This is a genomic window from Luteimonas sp. RIT-PG2_3 (genome assembly GCF_054902115.1).
On sequence record NZ_JBUBPF010000005.1, the window covers coordinates 351,990 to 370,032 of the forward strand.

Below are 18,043 nucleotides of genomic sequence, written 5' to 3' on the forward strand. Positions count from 1 at the left end.
CCTGCGTCCAGCCTTACTTCAGACCATCGAGCAGTTCATCGACCTGACCAGGCGTGAGCTTCTCGTGGTAGTGACCGTTGATGACAACCACAGGCGCGCCGCAACACGCGGCGACGCACTCTTCCTCGCGCTTGAGGAACACGCGACCGTCGGCCGTGGATTCGCCCAGCCTGCAACCGAGCTTCTTTTCGGCATGCGCGACCAGATCCTCGGCGCCGTTGAGCCAGCAGCTGATGTTGGTGCAGAAGGCGACGTTGTTGCGGCCGACCTGCTGGGTCTCGAACATCGAGTAGAACGTCGCGACCTCGTAGGCCCAGACCGGCGGCAGTTCCAGGTACTTGGCGACGCCGGCGATCAGCTCGTCGCTGAGCCAGCCGCCATTCTGGTCCTGGGCCGCGAACAGCCCCTGCAGCACCGCCGAACGCTTGCGATCGGGCGGGAACTTGGTCAGCCAGTGGTCGATGTGGGCGCGGGTGTCGTCGCTGAGCACGACCAGCGGGTCGACGTTGCGCGCGTTCTCGAAATTGCCTGTTGCTCTCACCGGTCCACCTCACCGAACACGATGTCGTAGGTACCGATCATCGCCACCACGTCGGACAGCATGTGTCCCTTGACGATCTCGTCCATCGACGACAGATGCGCAAAACCCGGCGCGCGCAGGTGCACGCGGAACGGCTTGTTGGCGCCGTCGGACACCAGGTAGCAGCCGAATTCGCCCTTCGGGGCCTCGACCGCGCTGTAAGTCTCGCCGGCAGGCACGCTGTAGCCTTCGCTGAACAGCTTGAAGTGATGGATCAACGCTTCCATGTCGTCCTTCATCGACTCGCGCGACGGCGGCGACACCTTGTAGTTGTCCAGCATCACCGGGCCCGGGTTCGCGCGCAGCCAGCGCACGCACTGCTCGATGATCCGCGCCGACTGGCGCATCTCGACCACGCGCACCAGGTAACGGTCGTAGCAGTCGCCCTTGACGCCCACCGCGATGTCGAAATCGACTTCGGCGTACTTGGCGTAGGGCTGCTTCTTGCGCAGGTCCCACTCGATGCCCGAGCCACGCAGCATCGGACCGGTCATACCCCAGGCCAGCGCCTGCTCCGGCGGGATCACGCCCACGCCGACGGTGCGCTGCTTCCAGATGCGGTTGTCGGTCAGCAGGGTCTCGTATTCGTCGACCTTGGACGGGAAGTCCTTGGCGAACGCTTCGATGAAGTCCAGCATCGAACCTTCGCGCCATGCGTTGAAGCGCTTGAGGTTCGCGCCCTTGCGCCACGGCGACTCGCGGTACTTGGGCATGTGGTCCGGCAGGTCGCGGTAGACGCCGCCCGGACGGTAATACGCCGCATGCATGCGCGCGCCGCTGACCGCCTCGTAGACGTCCATCAGCTCTTCGCGCTCGCGGAACGAGTACAGCATCACCGCCATCGCCCCCAGATCGAGCGCATTGGAACCGATCCACATCAGGTGGTTCAGGATGCGGGTGATCTCGTCGAACATCGTGCGGATCCACTGCGCACGTTCCGGCGCCTCGATCCCCATCAGGGTCTCGATCGCGCGCACGTAGGCGTGTTCGTTGCACATCATCGACACGTAGTCGAGGCGGTCCATGTAACCGATCGACTGGTTGAACGGCTTCGACTCGGCCAGCTTCTCGGTCCCGCGATGCAGCAGGCCGATATGCGGGTCGGCGCGCTGCACGACTTCGCCGTCCATCTCCAGGATCAGGCGCAGCACGCCGTGCGCGGCCGGATGCTGGGGACCGAAGTTCAGCGTGTAGTTGCGGATTTCCTGGCGCGCCTCGGCGGCGTTGCTGGCAAAGCCTTCGCTGGCCTGCTGGACCGGGACATGCGGCACGGTGTTGGGGGTCGAACTCATTTCGCGGACTCCGCCTTGCGCGCCAGCTGCTCGCCGGCCGCGGTCGAATAGCGGGCATCGTCACGGATCACGCGCGGCACGCCGACGCGCGGCTCGACCGAGGTCACCGGCTCATAGACCACGCGCTTGCGCTCGGCGTCGTAACGCACTTCGACATTGCCGATCAGCGGGAAATCCTTGCGGAACGGATGGCCCACGAAACCGTAGTCGGTCAGGATGCGGCGCAGGTCGGGATGGCCTTCGAACACGATGCCGAACAGGTCGAACGCCTCGCGCTCGAACCAGTTGGCGACCGGCCACAGGCCGGTCAGCGAGGACACGATCGGCAGGTCGTCGTCGGGCGCGAAGCAGCGCACCGTCAGCCTGCGGTTGTTGCGCACCGACAGCAGCTGGGCCACCGCCGCGAAACGACGCAGCGGCACCGGCAGCGCACCCTCGCCATCGGGCTGGTCGAGTTGCTGGCTCGGGCTTTCGCCGAACTTGAAGCGACCCGGGCCCCGGCCTTCGACGCCGCGGCTGAAACCTTCCGAGGACACGTCGGTGTCCCACTCGTCGGTGCCGTGGCTCAGGTAGTCGATGCCGCAGACGTCGATCAGCGATTCGAAGCCGAACTCGTCGCGCAGCGCCAGGCAGACATCGGCCCAATCGCCGTTGCTGACCAGCACCACTTCGCCACGCGGGTACGCGACATGGACCTGGGCACCCTCGAAGCGCGCGCGCAGGCGATCTGCGAAGGCAGCCGAAGGCTCGTAACCCGCATGATCAGCCATCACGCAACCCCGTCTTGTGCTCGCCGAAATTGCTGGAACGGCGGATCTTCTTCTGCAGTTGCAGAATGCCGTAGACCAGCGCCTCGGCGGTCGGCGGGCAGCCCGGCACGTAGATATCGACCGGCACGATGCGATCGCAACCGCGCACGACCGAGTACGAATAGTGGTAGTAGCCGCCGCCATTGGCGCAGCTGCCCATCGAGATGACCCACTTGGGGTCCGGCATCTGGTCGTAGACCTTGCGCAGCGCCGGAGCCATCTTGTTGACCAGGGTGCCGGCCACGATCATCACGTCGGACTGGCGCGGCGACGGGCGGAACACCACGCCGTAGCGGTCCATGTCGATGCGCGAGGTCCCCGCGTGCATCATCTCGACCGCGCAGCAGGCCAGGCCGAAGGTCATCGGCCACATCGAGCCGGTGCGCGCCCAGTTGAGCAGGATGTCGGAGCTGGTGGTCACGAAGCCGTGCTCGAGCAGCGGATTGTCGCCCTCGGGACGCAGGATGTCGTCGACGCGGCCTTCCGGCAGCGGATTGCTGGCCGAATCGGCGAGCTTGCGGGCCGCCTGGATTATTCCCATTCCAGCGCTCCCTTCTTCCACACGTAAATGAACCCCAGCAGCAGCATGCCGGCGAAGATGCCCATCTCGATCAGGCCCAGCACGCCGAGCTCACGGAAGACCGTGGCCCAGGGCACGATGAAGATGATTTCCAGGTCGAAAATGATGAACTGGATCGCGATCAGGTAATAGCGCACGTCGAACTGCATGCGCGCATCCTCGAATGCGGCAAAGCCGCATTCGTACGGAGACAACTTCTCCAGCGACGGACGCTGGGGTCCGAGGAGGTTGCCGATCACCAGCAGGGCAATGCCAATACCGGTGGCGACAAACAGGAACAGCAGGGTCGGCAGGTATTCGGCCAGCACGCTTTGTTCTCTCTCGGCTACTTGCCGCTCGACGCGGCCGTTGCTCGAAGTCCCGCGACAATCGCGGGACGTCTTGTATGGTGCCCAAGGGGGGACTCGAACCCCCACGACCTAAGCCGCTACCACCTCAAGGTAGTGCGTCTACCAATTCCGCCACCTGGGCAATTTTTTGTCTGCTTCGCGTCAACCACCCACGAAGCGGTGCAATTGTAAGCGCTCTCAGTCGTTTTGCGGAGACTGCGGCGCATTTTGCACGGGAACCGTCGGCACCTCCGTCTGCGCAGGCGCCGTTTCCGGCTGCACAGGTACGGCGGGGACGGTCGCGGCCGGCACCGAGGGCGCCACCGGAACCTGCGACATGACGCCAAGGTCGGTCGCCTGCACGGCGTTGGCCGGGGCAGCGCGATGGCCGGCGTACCACGCCATGAACAGCGTGATGCCGAAGAACGAGATCGCCAGCCACTTGGTGGCCTTGGACAGGAAGTTGGCCGAGCCACGCGCACCGAAGACCGTGGCCGACGCACCGCCGCCGAAGCCCGAGCCGGCCGACGCACCCGCGCCGCGCTGCATCAGGATCAGCGCGATCATCGAGATCGCCACCAGCACAAACACGATATTGAGGATCAACAACAACATGGGAGACACTCTAGGACTGAATTCAGGAGCCCCGCCCCGCGGCAGCGGAGACGATCGCGAGGAAGTCGGTGGCCGCAAGCGATGCGCCGCCGATCAATCCGCCATCGACATCCGGCTGGGCAAACAGCGCGGTGGCATTGTCGGGCTTGCAGCTGCCGCCGTACAGCAGGGGCAGCGAATCAGCAATTGTAACATCGCGCCGGGCGACCTCGCCACGCAGGAATGCATGGACCTGCTGGGCCTGCTCCGGACTGGCGGTCAGGCCGGTCCCGATCGCCCAGACCGGCTCGTAGGCCACGATGCCGTCGGCCAGCACCTGGGCGCCGCCCAGCTCGAACAACGGCGCCAGCTGCTCGACCAGGACCTGCTCGGTCCGTCCGGCCTCGCGCTCCTCGCGGGTCTCGCCGACGCACAGGATCGGGGTCAGCCCGGCCTGGCGCGCGGCCAGGTATTTGCGGGCCACCAGCGCGCTGTCCTCGCGGTGGTACTGGCGACGTTCGGAATGGCCCACCAGCGTATGGGTGACGCCCAGGTCGACCAGCATCGCGGCCGCGACCTCGCCGGTGTAGGCGCCCTTGGCGTGCTCGCTGACATCCTGGGCGCCGAAGCCGACTCCGCGCCCGGCGAAGCCGGCGACCAGAGACGGCAGGTACGGGTACGGCGGCAGGACCAGCACCTCGACGCCGGCGCCGGGCAACCCGGCCGCGATCGCCTCGACCAGGTCGTCGGCGAACTGACGGGTGCCATGCAGCTTCCAGTTTCCGGCTACGATCCTGCGACGCATCAGGCTGCTCCTGCTCAAAGGGCGCACAGGATAGCCGATGACCGGACATCCGCCCGCCCTCCTTCCCACCGGAGTTCCCATGCCCGACAGCACCGCGCCGGTTCCCGGCGGATATGCCCTCGTTACCGGCGCCTCGAGCGGCATCGGCGCAGCCATCGCCCGCGCCTACGCGGCCCGCGGGGTGCCGCTGATCCTGTCGGCCCGGCGGCTGGACCGCCTGGAGGCCCTGGCCACGACGCTGCGCGCCCAGGTCGACGTGCAGGTCATCGCCGCCGACCTGTCGAACCCGGCCGCGCCTGCGCAACTGGTCGCCGAGATCGAGCGCCGCGCCCTTCCCGTGCGGATCCTGGTCAACAACGCCGGCTACGGCGTGCCCGGGCGCTACCTGAAGAACGACTGGCCGACGCATGCGCAGTTCCTGCAGGTCATGATCGGTGCCATCAGCGAACTGACCTGGCGCCTGCTGCCGGCCCTGCGCGCCAGCGGTCAGGGGCGCATCCTCAATGTCGCCTCGTTCGCCGCGCTGATGCCGTCGGCCGACGGCCAGACGCTGTACGCCGCGACCAAAGCCTTCATGGTCAAGCTCAGCGAATCGATGGCGCTGGAGAACGCCGACCGCGGCCTGCACGCGACGGCGCTGTGTCCGGGATTCACCTGGTCGGAGTTCCATGACGTCACCGGGACCCGCGACATGATGTCGAAGCTGCCGTCGTGGATGTGGCTCGATGCCGACCATGTCGCCAGGGTCGGCATCGACGCAGCGGAAGCGGGTCGCGTCGTCGCGGTACCCGGTCTCGTCTACAAGGCGCTGCATGCGATCGTCGCCGCATTGCCCGACCGGCTGCTGCTGAAGCTGATGGGACGCAATTCGCATCGCATACGCAGCACCGGATAGTCAAAACAATCAAACCCTGCGCGACGCCCGGATTCGGATGGCGTTCATCGCGTGGTCAAGACAATGCGCCCCTCGCCGGCCCCGTGCCGGCGTTTTTCTGTCGAAGACCGACAAGACTGCAACCGACAAGACTGCAAGGGGATTCCATGCGCACCAACCTGACCGCCGCGATCGCCGGCGCCCTCCTCGTTCCCGCGTTCGCTGCCGCGCCCGCACATGCCGACGACGCCACTGCCAGCGATGTCTGGACCGGCTCTGGCGAGCTCGGTCTGGCGATCGCCAAGGGCAACACCGACAGCCAGACCCTGGTCGGCAAGCTCGGCATCGCCAAGGAGACCGCACGCTGGAAACACTCGGCCGGCGCCGCGTTCCTGTACGGGAAGAGCGACGACGAGGAGAACGCGCGTCGCTATGAAGTGTTCGCCAACAGCGGCTATCGCCTCGGCGAGCGCAGCTATGTCGTCGGCTCGCTGCGCAACGAGCGCGACCACTTCGCGCCCAACGAATACCAGTGGACCGCATCGGCCGGCTACGGTATCGAGGCGATCAAGAACGAGACCACCCACCTGACCTTCGAAGCAGGCCCCGGTTACCGCTGGGCCAAGCTGCAGGACGTGCGCGTGCACAACAACGAAGCCGTGCTGCGCGGTTTCATGGATTTCGGCCATCGCCTGACCGAGACCACCGAGCTGTTCAACACCCTGCTGATCGAAGCCGGCGCCGACAACACCTTCGCCCGCAACGACTTCGGCGTCAAAGTGAAGATGACTGATGCGCTGGCGCTGAAGGCCGGGTTCGAAGTGCGCCACAACACCGACGTGCCGGTCGACACCAAGCGCACGGACACGCTGACCACGGTCAACGTGGTCTACGGGTTCTGATCCGGTAAATCCAGCACCGCCCCGCGCGCACCGGCATCCTCATCGATGCCGGTGCGTGGCGTGCCAGCTCGTGCGGTGCGCGCTCCCGCGCCAGCCGCCGCTAGACCAGCTTGATCTCGCGCAGGCGTTCTTCCAGGTAGCCCTGGGCGGTGATCGGCTCGGGATAGCGACTGGGGTTGTCCGCGCTGACCGTCGACGGCAGCACGTCGATCAGGAAATCCGGGTTAGGGTGCAGGAAGAACGGCACCGAGTAACGCGGCTGGCGCGCCTGCTCGCCCGGCGGATTGGTCACGCGATGCGTCGTCGACGGATACACGTGGTTGGTCAGGCGCTGCAGCATGTCGCCGATATTGACCACGATGGTGTCCGCGTCCGAGGTGAACGGCACCCACTCGCCCTGCTTGGACTTGACCTCCAGGCCTGCCGCGCTGGCACCGACCAGCAGCGTGATCAGGTTGATGTCCTCGTGCGCGCCGGCGCGGACGTTGGGGATGTCGTCGGCGGTGATCGGCGGATAGTGGATCGGGCGCAGGATCGAATTGCCGCTGTTGGTCTTGTCGGCGAAGTAATCCTCCGGCAGGCCGATGTGCAGCGCCAGCGCGGCCAGCACCTGCGAGCCCAGCGTGTCGAGCGCCTGGTACAGGCCGTAGCCGTGCTCGCGGAAACCCTCGACCTCGACCGGCCACAGGTTCGGCGGCATCACGTCGCGATACGTCGAGTCGCCGGGAATCTCGCGACCGATGTGCCAGAACTCCTTCAGGTCGAAGTGCTTGGCGCCCTTCGCGGTCTCCACGCCGAACGGCGTGTAGCCGCGCGCACCGCCGCCGCCAGCGACGTGGTAACGACGCTTGGTCTCGTCCGGTAGCGCGAAGAACGCCTTGAACACGCCATAGGCGGCGTCGATCTTCGACTGCGCGATGCCATGGCCATGGATGCCGGCAAAGCCCCACTCGCGATAGGCGGCGCCCAGCTCGGCGACGAAGGCCTCGCGGTCGCGGCTGTCGACCGGATCGGTGAAGCGGCGGATATCGAGGGTCGGGATGCGTGAACTCATGACAACTCCATGGATCATGTTGATCGGCACCGCAATCGCCGCGGCGCGGATGGCGTGTGCCGCCCCGGGGCCGGCACACCTGCCGCATGGCCTCAGCCGGCGGCGCTGCGGACCGCGTCGGACAGGGTCGCAAGCACGCTGTCGACCAGCGCGGCATCGTCAGCCTCGACGGTCACCCGCACCACCGGCTCGGTGCCGGACGGACGCAGGAAGGCACGGCCGCGACCTTCGACGGCACGCTGCGCTTGCGCCAGCGCTGCACGCACGTTGTCGTCGTCGGCCGGCCTGGCGCCCGCGGCGCAGCGCACGTTGACGGTTTTCTGCGGCACTTTCTGCAGGTTGCTCAGGCCCTGCTGCAATGTGATGCCGCGCCGCTTGAGGACTTCCAGCACCTGCAGCGCACTGATGATGCCGTCGCCGGTGGTGACCCGGTCCAGGCACAGCAGGTGACCCGAGGCTTCACCGCCGAGGATGCCGCCGTGCTCGAGAAGGGCCTGGTGGACATAACGATCGCCGACCTTGGAACGCACGAAACCGATACCGGCCTCGCCCAGCGCGCGCTCGAACCCGTAATTGGTCATCAGCGTGCCGACCACCGGACCGCGCAGGCGACCACTGGCCTGCCAGTCGTTGGCCAGCAGGAACAGCAGGTCGTCGCCATCGTGCACCGCGCCGTCGCTGTCGACGAACAGCAGGCGGTCGCCGTCGCCGTCGAAAGCGATGCCCAGGTCCGCGCCGGTCTCGCGCACGCGCGCCGACAGCTTTTCCGGATGCATCGAGCCGACGCCGTCGTTGATGTTGATGCCGTTGGGATCGACGCCGATCGCATCGACGCGCGCGCCGAGCTCGGTCAGCACCATCGGTCCGACCTGGTAGGTCGCGCCGTTCGCGCAGTCGACCACGATGCGCATGCCGCCGAGGTCGAAGCGCCGCGACACCGAACTCTTGCAGGCCTCGACATAACGGCCGATCGCATCGCGCGTACGCACCGCCTTGCCCAGTTGCTCGGACGGCACCGTCGAGAATGCATGATCCAGCGAAGCTTCGATCGCCAGTTCGGTCTCGTCGTCGAGCTTCTCGCCTTCGGCCGAGAAGAACTTGATGCCGTTGTCGTAGTGCGGATTGTGCGAGGCCGAGATCACGATGCCGCCATCGGCGCGCATCGAGCGGGTCAGGTGCGCGACCGCAGGCGTCGGCATCGGCCCCATCAACTGCACGTCGACGCCGGCCGCGACCAGCCCGGCCTCGAGCGCGGCCTCGAACATGTAGTTCGAGATGCGGGTGTCCTTGCCGATGATGACCACCGGCTTGCGCCACTGGTCGCCCTGCTTGACCGACGCGCGCAGCGCGTGGCCGTAGGCATTGCCCAGGCGCAGCACGAAGTCGGCCGAGATCGGCGCCTCGCCGACGCGGCCACGGATGCCGTCGGTACCGAAGTAACGGCGGCTCATGCCTCGACCACCAGGTCGGCTTCCGGCTTGGACTGGCGCATCAGCATCGCCAGCAGGTGCGCGATGCGCTCGCGCATCTCGCGGCGGTCGCAGATCTGGTCGAGCGCGCCATGGTCGAGCAGGAACTCCGAGCGCTGGAAGCCCTCGGGCAGGGTTTCGCGCACGGTCTGCTCGATGACGCGCTGGCCGGCGAAACCGATCAGCGCCTCGGGCTCGGCGATGTTGATGTCGCCCAGCATCGCGAACGACGCCGAGGCGCCACCGAAGGTCGGGTCGGTCAGCACCGAGATGTAGGGCAGCCCCGCCTCGCGCAGGCGACCCAGCGCCGCCGAGGTCTTGGCCATCTGCATCAGCGAGAACATGCTTTCCTGCATGCGCATGCCGCCGCTGGCGGCGAAGCTGACGAACGGTGTGCCGGCCGCGAGGGCCTGCTCGGCCGCCAGCGAGAACTTCTCGCCGCCCACCGAGCCCATCGAGCCGCCCATGTAGGCGAAATCCATCGCGCAGGCGACGATCGGGCGCTGCTTCAGCAGGCCCTTCATCGCGATCAGGGTGTCGCGCTCACCGGTGGCGCGCTGCGCGGCCTTGATGCGATCGACGTACTTCTTCTGGTCCTTGAACTTCAGCACGTCGACCGGGCTGAGGTCGACGGCGATCTCTTCGACGCCGGTCGGGTCCAGGAACGCCTTCAGGCGCGCGCGCGCGCGGATCGGGCGATGGAAGCTGCACTTGGGGCAGACCTCCAGGTTTTCTTCCAGCTCGGGCCGGTACAGCACAGCGCCGCAGCGGTCGCATTTTTCCCACAGGCCTTCCGGGACGCTGCGCTTCTTGGTGTTGGCTGCGGATTCCGTACGGATCCGCGCGGGCATGATCTTGTTCAGCCAGGACATGCGTCTTGGGTCTCCAGGCGGCGGGGCCGCGTTCAATGCCGAAGTTTAGCGCACCGCTCCCTTCGACAATGCCCCTAGGCCCACCCACGCGGCCGGCCCGGCGCCGGCCCCCACCACGCGCATGACCGTCCCACACGACAGGGCCGCAGGAGGCCCGACCGGCCGCGGACCCGGCCCAGGCGCCAGTGGACGGCCGCCCCTCGATGGCCGCTCGCGATCCGGTCAGTCGCCGATGGCCGTCCGCAGCGGCGCCAGGAACGCCCGCGCGCGGCTGGCCGCATCGTCAGCATCGGTGGCCTCGGCCAGGATCGACACCAGCGCGCTGCCGACGACGACACCTTCGGCATCCACCGCCATCGCCGCAGCACTGGCCGCGTCGCGGATGCCGAAACCGGCCACGACCGGCGCCCGGCTCATCTCCCGGATCAGCCGCAGCCGTGCCGAGGCCAGGCCGGCATCGAGCCGCTCGGAGGCACCGGTGACGCCGGCGAAGCTGACGTAATACAGATAGCCCTGGGCCTGGTCGCACAACTGCTGCAAGCGCGCGTCCGAGGTCGTCGGGGACGCCAGCAGGATCAGCGCGATGCCGTGTGCGGTGAATGCGTCACGGAACTCGCCGGCCTCCTCCGGCGGCAGGTCGACCAGCAGCACGCCGTCGACGCCGGCATCGGCGGCCTCCTGTGCGAAGCCCTCGGCGCCACGGATCTCGACCGGATTCAGGTAGCCCATCAACACCACCGGCGTCTCGCGGTCGCGCTCGCGGAAACCACGCACGCTGTCGAACACATAGCCCAGCCCGGCACCCCGGGCGAGCGCGCGCTCGGAGCTGCGCTGGATCGTGGGTCCGTCGGCCATCGGGTCCGAGAACGGCACCCCGACCTCGATGACGTCGGCACCGGCCTCGACCAGCGCGTGCATCACCGGCACGGTGGCCTGCAGCGATGGATCGCCGGCCGTGATGAACGGGATCAGCGCCTTGCGTCCGGTCTTGGACAGGCGGGAAAACTGGGCGTCGATACGATTCATGAGCGGTGCGGGTCTTCAGCAGGATGTCGGGAGTTCAGGGGGCACGCAGGTGTCGTACGCGGCCTGGAATCTGTTCACGATCTGTCGCGAGCGCAGTCAGATGGCAAGTGCAGCAACATCGGAAACAGGTGCTTACAGTTCGATGCCTTCGCGGGCGGCGATGGTGTGCACGTCCTTGTCGCCGCGGCCGGACAGGTTGGCCAGCACGATCGCATCGCGCGGCAGGTCGCGCGCCAGCTTGATCGCCTGTGCGATCGCGTGGCTGGACTCCAGCGCGGCGAGGATGCCTTCGGTGCGCGCCAGCTGGTGGAACGCGGCCAGGGCCTCGTCATCGGTCACGCCGACATAGTCGGCGCGCCCCATGTCGCTGAGAAACGCATGCTCCGGGCCCACGCCCGGGTAGTCCAGGCCGGCCGACACCGAATGGGTCTCGGTGATCTGGCCATCGTCGTCGCAGATGACATAGGTCCGGTTGCCATGCAGCACGCCCGGGCGGCCCGCGGCGATCGAGGCCGCGTGGCGGCCGCTGCCGATGCCGTCACCGGCAGCCTCGGCGCCGACGATACGGACCTCGGGATCGTTGAGGAACGCATGGAACAGGCCGATCGCATTGCTGCCGCCGCCGACGCAGGCGGTGATCGCATCCGGCAGCCGGCCGTACTCGGCCAGCATCTGCGCGCGCGCCTCGCGGCCGACGATCGCGTTGAAATCGCGGACCATGCGCGGATACGGATCGGGACCGGCGACGGTGCCGATGATGTAGAAGGTGTCGCGGACGTTGGTGACCCAGTCGCGCATCGCCTCGTTGAGCGCGTCCTTCAGCGTCGCCGAACCCGAGGTCACCGGCACCACCTGCGCACCGAGCATGCGCATCCGGTAGACGTTGATCTTCTGCCGTTCGATGTCGGTCGCGCCCATGTAGACCACGCATTCCAGGCCCAGCCGCGCGGCCACCGTCGCACTGGCCACGCCATGCTGGCCGGCGCCCGTCTCGGCGATGATCCGGGTCTTGCCCATGCGGCTGGCCAGCAGCGCCTGGCCGATCGTGTTGTTGATCTTGTGCGCGCCGGTGTGGTTCAGGTCTTCGCGCTTGAGCAGGATCCGCGCGCCGCCGACCGCATCGCTGAGGCGCTCGGCGTGGTAGATCGGGCTCGGCCGGCCGACGTAATGGGCCAGGTCCTTGTCGAAGGCCGCGACGAACGCGGGATCGACCCGGGCGGCGTCATAGGCCGCGGCCAGCTCCTCCAGCGGACCGATCAGGGTTTCGGCGACAAAGCGCCCGCCATAGCGGCCGAAATGGCCCTGAGCATCGGGATAGGCGTGGTAGTCGATGCGGGGAGTCGCGGTCATGGACAGGTCCGTGGGAAGCAATAAAGGCGGCAACGGTCAGCGCTGCAACGGGGTGAATGGTGCACAGGCGTGACAATAGCCTGACGGGAGACCTTTGAATATCGATGGAATTTGCCACCATCTGTCGAATAAACTCACACGATGCACTGGAGCCTGCCGCCACTGAACGCCCTGCGCGCCTTCGAGGCCTGCGCCCGGCTGGAGAGCGTCAGCCGCTCGGCAGAGGAGCTCCATGTCACCCATAGCGCGGTCAGCCGGCAGATCCGGCTGCTGGAAGAGCACTTCGGCCTGGCGTTGTTCGTCCGCGAGGGCCGCGGCCTGCGCCTGACACCCGCCGGCCAGCGCCTGCGCGACGCCACCGGCGGCGCCTTCTCGCAGATCGACGAGGTCGCGCGCGAGCTGCGCCGGGGCAACGCCCGGCAGACGCTGGTGCTGGGCTGCCCGGGCAGCCTGCTGGCGCGCTGGATGATCCCGCGTCTGGAGCCGTTGGCCCAGGCGCTTCCCACCCTGACCCTGCACCTGTCGGCACAGGAGGGCGGCTTCGACCCGCAGTTGAGCGGCGTCGATGCCGCGCTGATGATTGCGGCCCCGCCCTGGCCAGCGAGCTGGCAGGTGCACACACTCGGGGTCGAACGCATCGGTCCGGTGCTGAGCCCGCAGCACCCCGCGGCCGACGTGCTGCGCAACCAGCCGGCCGAGGCCCTGCTCGGCATGCCGCTGCTGCATACGCTGTCGCGTCCTCAGGCCTGGCGCGAATGGTCCGACGCGTTGGGGCTGCCTGCCGGCGGATTGCGCACCGGCACCGGCTTCGAGCATCTGTATTACCTGTTGGAAGCGGCGGTCTCGGGCCTGGGTGTGGCGATCGCACCGCAACAGCTGGTCGAGGGCGACATCGCCAGCGGCCGGCTGCTCGCCCCCTGGGGCTTCGTCGATACGCCGGGCCAGTGGATGCTGTGCACACGCGCCACGAACCCGCATCCACAGGCGCAGGCGTTGGCCGACTGGCTGCGGCAGGCGCTACGGCAAGCCGACCAGACGACAACGAGCGATCAGGGTCGCGTGGTGACGGGGGTGGTGATGGGCGTGCCCTGATCGGTACGCCCTGACCTGCATGCCGAACGGGCTCACGCCGGCGGCGGCTGGTCCCAGACGCAGCGACCGGATTTGGCGCGGATCTTGTCGACGCGCGCCGTGTGCAATGCGAGCTCGTCCTCCAGCACCCGCACCTGCGGCCGTGGCGCGGCGATGATCCGCGCATCGACGGCCGCGCGATTGACCTTGCCCTGCTCCGGCTCGGTACTGCCGAAGCCGATCTCGCTCTGGCCCGCGGTCAGCGCCAGATAGGCATCGGCCAGCAACTGGGCATCGAGCAAGGCGCCATGCAGTTGCCGGTGCGAGTTGTCCACGCCCAGGCGTTTGCACAACGCATCCAGCGAGTTGCGCTGCCCGGGGAAGCGCTGGCGCGCCAACTCCAGCGAATCGAGGATGCTGGCGCGCTCGCGCATGCGCCGATGCTCGCCGGGCAGGCGCGACAGTTCGTAGTCGAGGAAGCCCAGGTCGAAGGACGCGTTGTGGATGACCAGTTCCGCGCCATCGATGAAGTCCAGGAAGGCTTCGGCGATCTCGGAGAAGTCCGGCTTGTCGGCCAGGAACTCCAGCGTCAGTCCGGTGACTTCCGCTGCGCCCTGCTCGAAGTCGCGATCGGGCTTGATGTACTGGTGATAGGTGCGTCCGGTCGGACGCCGCTCCATCAACTCGACGCAGCCGATCTCGACGACGCGGTTGCCCTTCTTCCATTCAAGGCCGGTGGTTTCGGTATCAAGGACGATCTGTCGCATCGGTGGTCGGGCGGGCTCGTGCAAAGGGGATGGCGGGCAGCTTAAACGAGGTGGGTCTCAGACCCTGCTCCTGCCGTTCCGCGCCGGCCATTCGCAGGGCGACGCAGAGCAAGGTGCAGGCGCAGGCTCAGGCGGCGGCGCGCTCGCGGATCGCGGCATCGCGCGCCAACTGGTCGACACGCTCGTTCTCGGGATTGCCGGAATGTCCCTTGACCCAGCGCCAGTCGATGCGATGGCGCTTGCTGGCCGCATGCAGCCGTTCCCAGAGGTCGCGGTTCTTGACCGGATCGCCGCCTGCGGTTTTCCAGCCGCGCCGGACCCAGTTGGGCATCCATTCGGTGATGCCCTTGCGGACGTATTGCGAATCGGTGTGCAGGATCGCCTGACAGGGCTCGGTCAGCGTTTCCAGCGCCATGATCGCCGCCATCAGCTCCATGCGGTTGTTGGTGGTCTGCAGTTCGCCACCGGACAGTTCGCGTTCCTTGCTCTGGTAGCGCAGCAGCGCCGCCCATCCGCCAGGACCGGGATTGCCCAGGCAGGCGCCATCGGTATGGATCTCGACGGCTTTCATATCGGTTGTCGTCACGCCGCGGGGGCTCCCTGTGTCAGTTGGAATCGATGGCCGCGCACCGGAGTCAGCGGCAGTTGTCTTTTTTCAGCGCGCATCACATAGGCTGCGCGCAGGCCGGCGCCATGCTGCAGCACCTGGCTGCTCTGCGGTTTCCAGCGCGGGCCCAGCCCCTGCGAGACCGGATCGGGCACCAGGCCCGCCAGGCGCAGCCGGCGGCGCCAGCTCAGCGGCTCCGCGCAGTTCAGGCCGGCCGAGCGCCAATGCCAGCGGTACGGCGCCAACGGGTTCAGCGCGAACAGCCACAAGCGCCCACCGGGCACGAGGATCCGCGCCACCTCGGACAGCATCGCGTCGGAATCGGGATCGCCCAGCCGCAGCACGTGCTGGACCAGCACCGTCCCGAACGCCTCGCTCGGCAGCGGCAGCGGCACGTCGCAGTCGACCGCCCCGCGCCAGCCATGGGCGGCGCGGACCAGGTGCAGCCCCCGTCCCTCGGGCAAGGTCTCGGCAGGCACCGGCGCCAGCCACAGCCAGGGCTGGCCCGGACGGTCGCCAAGCGCGCGGTCGACGATCACGGTTTCGCTGTCCAGCAGCGCCTGCCCGGCAGGCGAGGCGAACCAGTTGGCAATGGAGTCGGAGGGGCCGATCGGCGACATCGCGGGCATGGCTGCCATTCTAGGGCCTGCCATCCCTCCGGGCGCCCCCGGCATCGCGTCCCGACGGAACCGCCCGCCGGATCGCGTGTCGACGCCTGCCGCGGTGGGCCCGTTCGCGCGCCGGATGTGGCGGTGACGGGCGGAATCTGGCGGTATCCGGGGTATGGACGCAAGGATCATGGGCGACCCGGCGCATGACGGGCGGCGCCGTCCGACCCCGTGCCTTGGCCCTCCCGGCTGCGTATCGACATACACTCCCCCGTTCTTGCCGGCGCCAGCGCCTCGCAGATGCTGCGCGGAGGGGGCCGGATGGACGACAGCCCGAAGCCCTCCCGAACCAGCCAGCCCATGCGCCTGCAGCCACTTCCCGCGTTCGACGACAACTACATCTGGCTGCTGTCCGATGACGACGGCGGCAATCCGCTGGTCGTCGACCCGGGCCAGGCCGCGCCGGTCCTGCGCGCCTTCGCCAACGGGGGAGCACCGCTGGGCATCCTGCTGACGCACCATCACGACGACCATATCGGCGGCGTCCCGGAACTGCTGCAGCGCTGGCCGGAACTGGCGGTCATCGCCCCGTTCGACGAGCGGATCCCGGGCGCCACCCGGCGGGTCCGCGACGGCGACCAGATCCGCCTGGGCGGCTGGGATTTCAGCGTCATCGAGGTGCCCGGGCACACCTGCAGCCACGTCGCCTTCCACGGACATGGCCTTTTGTTCAGCGGCGATACGCTATTTGGTCTGGGGTGCGGGCGCCTGTTCGAGGGCTCGCCCGCCGACATGCTGGGCTCACTCGACCGCCTGGCGGCCCTGCCCGCTGACACCCTGGTGTGCTGCGGCCACGAATACACCCAGGCCAATGCCGCGTTCGCGCGCGTGGTCGATCCGGACAACCCGGCGCTCACGCGCCGACAGCAGGACATAGCGACGATGCGCCAGCAAGGCATGCCCACCCTCCCCAGCCCACTTGCCGACGAACTGGCCTGCAATCCCTTCCTGCGCATCGACGCGCCCGCCGTACGGACCGGCGTGCTTGCCCACGCCGGCGGCACCGGTGCAGGCGACGCCGACCAGGACCGCGTCGATGCCTTTGCCGCTCTACGGCGCTGGAAGGACGGATTCCGCGCATGATGCGCGGTGGTCCTGCGCGACTGGCGCTGCTGCTGGCGCTGGCGCCATGCACGGCAGCCATCGCCGGCGACACGCTTGCCGGCGACGAGGCAATCCCATCGCCCGGCCAGCGCGACACGGCGGGCGACACGCGCATCGCCATGGCGGCGCCGGCGGACAAGGCCAGTGCGGCCTCGGCGCGTGCGCCGGCGACGCCGAGCACTCCGGGCGAGCCCCTGCTGCCCGCCGGCACCCGCAACGGCCGCGAGATCTACCTGAAGTTCCGCGAAGGCTTGGCCGAACCGACCTGCGAACCCGGCGCCAGCGCCCGTTGGCGCCAGCACTTCGCGCATGCGCCACGCCAGTTCGCGGCGACCGGCAATGATGTGCTGCCGCTGTTCGGCTATGTCGTCGACGCGCTGCGCGAGGCCCACCTGCCCACCGAATACGCGCTGATCCCGTTCGTCGAGAGCGGTTACCGGCCCGGCGCGCGCAGCGCCTCGGGACCCGCCGGCCTCTGGCAGTTCATCGCGCTGACCGCCCGCAACCACGACGTCCCGATCCGCCCCGGCTACGACGGGCGGCTGTCGGCGGTCGAATCCACGCGCGCAGCGGTGCGTTACCTGAAGACCCTGCACGGCATGTTTGCCGGCGACTGGCGGCTTGCGGTGATGGCCTACAACGCAGGCGAGTACCGCGTCTTCGGCGCGCTCAAGCAGGCCGGCCAACGCCCCGCCGACGCCGACCCCGATGCCCTGGCGATGCCCGCGGTGACCCAGGCCTATGTGCGCAAGCTGCATGCGCTGTCGTGCCTGTTCGAGGACATGGAAGGCCGCGACCAGTGGCTGCAGGCCCTCGATCGCCCGGTTCCGCACCTGCAGGCCATCGACGTCCCGGCCGGCATCCAGGACCTCGATGCGCTGGCCAGGCGCCACCGCACCGATGCCACCACGCTGCGGCGGCTGAACCCCGTGTTCGCCGACGGCCGCATCGGCAAGGCACAGGCCTCGTTGCAGGTGCTGGCGCCGTCACGCGGATCATCACATACGGACACGGCGACGGCCTCGCGGCAGGCGCCGCTCGACGGCTTCATGGCGATGGCGCCGCCCGAAGACGAGCTCCCCGCCCCCGCCAGGGGCGCTGGGGCGGCAGCGACGGCCGCCAAGACGCGCAGCCATACCGTCGCCAGCGGCGAGTCGGCCTGGATCATCGCGCGTCGTTACGACATCCGCGTCGACGACCTGCTGGCGCGCAACAAGCTCAACGCCCGCAGTGTGCTGCGCCCCGGCATGACCCTGCAGATCGACGCCGCGGCCCCCTGATCGCCTGCCC

The 18,043-nt window shown here is 68.1% G+C and carries 20 protein-coding genes and 1 tRNA gene; 5 read left to right on the forward strand and 16 right to left on the reverse strand.

Annotated features, from left to right (window positions below; translation table 11 throughout):
* Nucleotides 1-13: 13 nt before the first annotated feature.
* The 8 genes from nuoE to tpiA all read right to left on the reverse strand — a co-directional run bounded on the left by nuoE (nucleotide 14) and on the right by tpiA (nucleotide 4,989).
* Nucleotides 14-541, reverse strand: coding sequence for an NADH-quinone oxidoreductase subunit NuoE (gene nuoE / locus ACYX7E_RS10725; protein ID WP_462080564.1), 528 nt, complete (start codon nucleotides 539-541; stop codon nucleotides 14-16).
* The gene (locus ACYX7E_RS10730) at nucleotides 538-1,872 is read right to left on the reverse strand and encodes an NADH-quinone oxidoreductase subunit D (protein WP_462080565.1); all 1,335 of its coding nucleotides are present in this window, start codon (nucleotides 1,870-1,872) and stop codon (nucleotides 538-540) included. Before ACYX7E_RS10730 ends, nuoE begins: the two co-directional genes overlap by 4 nt.
* The gene (locus tag ACYX7E_RS10735) at nucleotides 1,869-2,642 is read right to left on the reverse strand and encodes an NADH-quinone oxidoreductase subunit C (protein ID WP_462080566.1); all 774 of its coding nucleotides are present in this window, start codon (nucleotides 2,640-2,642) and stop codon (nucleotides 1,869-1,871) included. Before ACYX7E_RS10735 ends, ACYX7E_RS10730 begins: the two co-directional genes overlap by 4 nt.
* Nucleotides 2,635-3,222 (reverse strand): NuoB/complex I 20 kDa subunit family protein, encoded by a 588-nt coding sequence (locus tag ACYX7E_RS10740; protein WP_462080567.1) that lies wholly within the window; start codon nucleotides 3,220-3,222, stop codon nucleotides 2,635-2,637. The genes ACYX7E_RS10735 and ACYX7E_RS10740 overlap by 8 nt, the downstream gene beginning before the upstream one ends.
* Complete coding sequence (locus tag ACYX7E_RS10745; RefSeq protein ID WP_462080568.1) at nucleotides 3,213-3,569, reverse strand: NADH-quinone oxidoreductase subunit A; 357 nt, start codon at nucleotides 3,567-3,569, stop codon at nucleotides 3,213-3,215. The genes ACYX7E_RS10740 and ACYX7E_RS10745 overlap by 10 nt, the downstream gene beginning before the upstream one ends.
* Nucleotides 3,570-3,647: 78 nt before the next feature.
* Nucleotides 3,648-3,732, reverse strand: a tRNA-Leu gene (locus tag ACYX7E_RS10750).
* Nucleotides 3,733-3,788: 56 nt separating this feature from the next.
* Nucleotides 3,789-4,205: a preprotein translocase subunit SecG gene (secG, locus tag ACYX7E_RS10755; protein ID WP_462080569.1), complete on the reverse strand. Its 417-nt coding sequence runs from the start codon at nucleotides 4,203-4,205 to the stop codon at nucleotides 3,789-3,791.
* A gap of 22 nt (nucleotides 4,206-4,227) precedes the next feature.
* On the reverse strand, nucleotides 4,228-4,989 hold the full coding sequence (gene tpiA, locus ACYX7E_RS10760) for a triose-phosphate isomerase (protein WP_462080570.1): 762 nt from the start codon (nucleotides 4,987-4,989) through the stop codon (nucleotides 4,228-4,230).
* Nucleotides 4,990-5,068: 79 nt separating this feature from the next.
* Here tpiA and ACYX7E_RS10765 point away from each other — a divergent pair, with 79 nt between their 5' ends.
* Complete coding sequence (locus ACYX7E_RS10765) at nucleotides 5,069-5,884, forward strand: SDR family NAD(P)-dependent oxidoreductase (RefSeq protein WP_462080571.1); 816 nt, start codon at nucleotides 5,069-5,071, stop codon at nucleotides 5,882-5,884.
* Between the two features lie 146 nt (nucleotides 5,885-6,030).
* Nucleotides 6,031-6,765 (forward strand): DUF481 domain-containing protein, encoded by a 735-nt coding sequence (locus tag ACYX7E_RS10770; protein WP_462080572.1) that lies wholly within the window; start codon nucleotides 6,031-6,033, stop codon nucleotides 6,763-6,765.
* A gap of 100 nt (nucleotides 6,766-6,865) precedes the next feature.
* Here the strand turns inward: ACYX7E_RS10770 and ACYX7E_RS10775 are convergent, their stop codons facing one another.
* The 5 genes from ACYX7E_RS10775 to trpB all read right to left on the reverse strand — a co-directional run bounded on the left by ACYX7E_RS10775 (nucleotide 6,866) and on the right by trpB (nucleotide 12,536).
* Nucleotides 6,866-7,819, reverse strand: a complete 954-nt coding sequence (locus tag ACYX7E_RS10775) for an isopenicillin N synthase family dioxygenase (RefSeq protein WP_462080573.1) — start codon at nucleotides 7,817-7,819, stop codon at nucleotides 6,866-6,868.
* A gap of 92 nt (nucleotides 7,820-7,911) precedes the next feature.
* The gene (gene glmM / locus ACYX7E_RS10780) at nucleotides 7,912-9,270 is read right to left on the reverse strand and encodes a phosphoglucosamine mutase (protein WP_462080574.1); all 1,359 of its coding nucleotides are present in this window, start codon (nucleotides 9,268-9,270) and stop codon (nucleotides 7,912-7,914) included.
* Entirely contained in the window at nucleotides 9,267-10,160 is an 894-nt protein-coding gene (gene accD / locus ACYX7E_RS10785; RefSeq protein ID WP_462080575.1) for an acetyl-CoA carboxylase, carboxyltransferase subunit beta, read from the reverse strand. The genes glmM and accD overlap by 4 nt, the downstream gene beginning before the upstream one ends.
* A gap of 222 nt (nucleotides 10,161-10,382) precedes the next feature.
* Entirely contained in the window at nucleotides 10,383-11,186 is an 804-nt protein-coding gene (trpA, locus tag ACYX7E_RS10790) for a tryptophan synthase subunit alpha (RefSeq protein ID WP_462080576.1), read from the reverse strand.
* 132 nt (nucleotides 11,187-11,318) lie between these two features.
* Nucleotides 11,319-12,536 carry a tryptophan synthase subunit beta gene (gene trpB, locus ACYX7E_RS10795; protein WP_462080577.1) on the reverse strand — a complete coding sequence of 406 codons (1,218 nt, stop codon included), beginning with the start codon at nucleotides 12,534-12,536 and terminating at the stop codon, nucleotides 11,319-11,321.
* A gap of 141 nt (nucleotides 12,537-12,677) precedes the next feature.
* On the opposite strand from trpB, the gene ACYX7E_RS10800 reads away from it, so the two are divergent.
* Entirely contained in the window at nucleotides 12,678-13,628 is a 951-nt protein-coding gene (locus tag ACYX7E_RS10800; RefSeq protein ID WP_462080578.1) for a LysR family transcriptional regulator, read from the forward strand.
* 32 nt (nucleotides 13,629-13,660) lie between these two features.
* Here the strand turns inward: ACYX7E_RS10800 and dnaQ are convergent, their stop codons facing one another.
* The 3 genes from dnaQ to ACYX7E_RS10815 all read right to left on the reverse strand — a co-directional run bounded on the left by dnaQ (nucleotide 13,661) and on the right by ACYX7E_RS10815 (nucleotide 15,610).
* Complete coding sequence (gene dnaQ, locus ACYX7E_RS10805; RefSeq protein WP_462080579.1) at nucleotides 13,661-14,374, reverse strand: DNA polymerase III subunit epsilon; 714 nt, start codon at nucleotides 14,372-14,374, stop codon at nucleotides 13,661-13,663.
* Between the two features lie 127 nt (nucleotides 14,375-14,501).
* Nucleotides 14,502-14,945: a ribonuclease HI gene (gene rnhA, locus ACYX7E_RS10810; protein ID WP_462080645.1), complete on the reverse strand. Its 444-nt coding sequence runs from the start codon at nucleotides 14,943-14,945 to the stop codon at nucleotides 14,502-14,504.
* A gap of 11 nt (nucleotides 14,946-14,956) precedes the next feature.
* Nucleotides 14,957-15,610, reverse strand: coding sequence for a methyltransferase domain-containing protein (locus ACYX7E_RS10815; protein ID WP_462080580.1), 654 nt, complete (start codon nucleotides 15,608-15,610; stop codon nucleotides 14,957-14,959).
* Nucleotides 15,611-15,949: 339 nt separating this feature from the next.
* Between ACYX7E_RS10815 and gloB the strand changes: the two genes are divergently transcribed.
* Both gloB and ACYX7E_RS10825 read left to right on the forward strand, forming a co-directional pair.
* Nucleotides 15,950-16,732 (forward strand): hydroxyacylglutathione hydrolase, encoded by a 783-nt coding sequence (gene gloB / locus ACYX7E_RS10820; protein ID WP_462080581.1) that lies wholly within the window; start codon nucleotides 15,950-15,952, stop codon nucleotides 16,730-16,732.
* Between the two features lie 140 nt (nucleotides 16,733-16,872).
* Nucleotides 16,873-18,033, forward strand: a complete 1,161-nt coding sequence (locus tag ACYX7E_RS10825) for a lytic transglycosylase domain-containing protein (protein WP_462080646.1) — start codon at nucleotides 16,873-16,875, stop codon at nucleotides 18,031-18,033.
* The last annotated feature ends 10 nt before the right edge of the window (nucleotides 18,034-18,043 follow it).

Coding starts and splice junctions, on each gene's coding strand:
- ACYX7E_RS10730 (WP_462080565.1), bottom strand. CDS start 1,872: ATGAGTTCGACCCCCAACACCGTGCCGCATGTCCCGGTCCAGCAGGCC.
- ACYX7E_RS10735 (WP_462080566.1), bottom strand. CDS start 2,642: ATGGCTGATCATGCGGGTTACGAGCCTTCGGCTGCCTTCGCAGATCGC.
- ACYX7E_RS10740 (WP_462080567.1), bottom strand. CDS start 3,222: ATGGGAATAATCCAGGCGGCCCGCAAGCTCGCCGATTCGGCCAGCAAT.
- secG (WP_462080569.1), bottom strand. CDS start 4,205: ATGTTGTTGTTGATCCTCAATATCGTGTTTGTGCTGGTGGCGATCTCG.
- tpiA (WP_462080570.1), bottom strand. CDS start 4,989: ATGCGTCGCAGGATCGTAGCCGGAAACTGGAAGCTGCATGGCACCCGT.
- ACYX7E_RS10765 (WP_462080571.1), top strand. CDS start 5,069: ATGCCCGACAGCACCGCGCCGGTTCCCGGCGGATATGCCCTCGTTACC.
- ACYX7E_RS10770 (WP_462080572.1), top strand. CDS start 6,031: ATGCGCACCAACCTGACCGCCGCGATCGCCGGCGCCCTCCTCGTTCCC.
- ACYX7E_RS10775 (WP_462080573.1), bottom strand. CDS start 7,819: ATGAGTTCACGCATCCCGACCCTCGATATCCGCCGCTTCACCGATCCG.
- glmM (WP_462080574.1), bottom strand. CDS start 9,270: ATGAGCCGCCGTTACTTCGGTACCGACGGCATCCGTGGCCGCGTCGGC.
- accD (WP_462080575.1), bottom strand. CDS start 10,160: ATGTCCTGGCTGAACAAGATCATGCCCGCGCGGATCCGTACGGAATCC.
- trpA (WP_462080576.1), bottom strand. CDS start 11,186: ATGAATCGTATCGACGCCCAGTTTTCCCGCCTGTCCAAGACCGGACGC.
- trpB (WP_462080577.1), bottom strand. CDS start 12,536: ATGACCGCGACTCCCCGCATCGACTACCACGCCTATCCCGATGCTCAG.
- ACYX7E_RS10800 (WP_462080578.1), top strand. CDS start 12,678: ATGCACTGGAGCCTGCCGCCACTGAACGCCCTGCGCGCCTTCGAGGCC.
- dnaQ (WP_462080579.1), bottom strand. CDS start 14,374: ATGCGACAGATCGTCCTTGATACCGAAACCACCGGCCTTGAATGGAAG.
- rnhA (WP_462080645.1), bottom strand. CDS start 14,945: ATGAAAGCCGTCGAGATCCATACCGATGGCGCCTGCCTGGGCAATCCC.
- ACYX7E_RS10815 (WP_462080580.1), bottom strand. CDS start 15,610: ATGCCCGCGATGTCGCCGATCGGCCCCTCCGACTCCATTGCCAACTGG.
- gloB (WP_462080581.1), top strand. CDS start 15,950: ATGCGCCTGCAGCCACTTCCCGCGTTCGACGACAACTACATCTGGCTG.
- ACYX7E_RS10825 (WP_462080646.1), top strand. CDS start 16,873: ATGGCGGCGCCGGCGGACAAGGCCAGTGCGGCCTCGGCGCGTGCGCCG.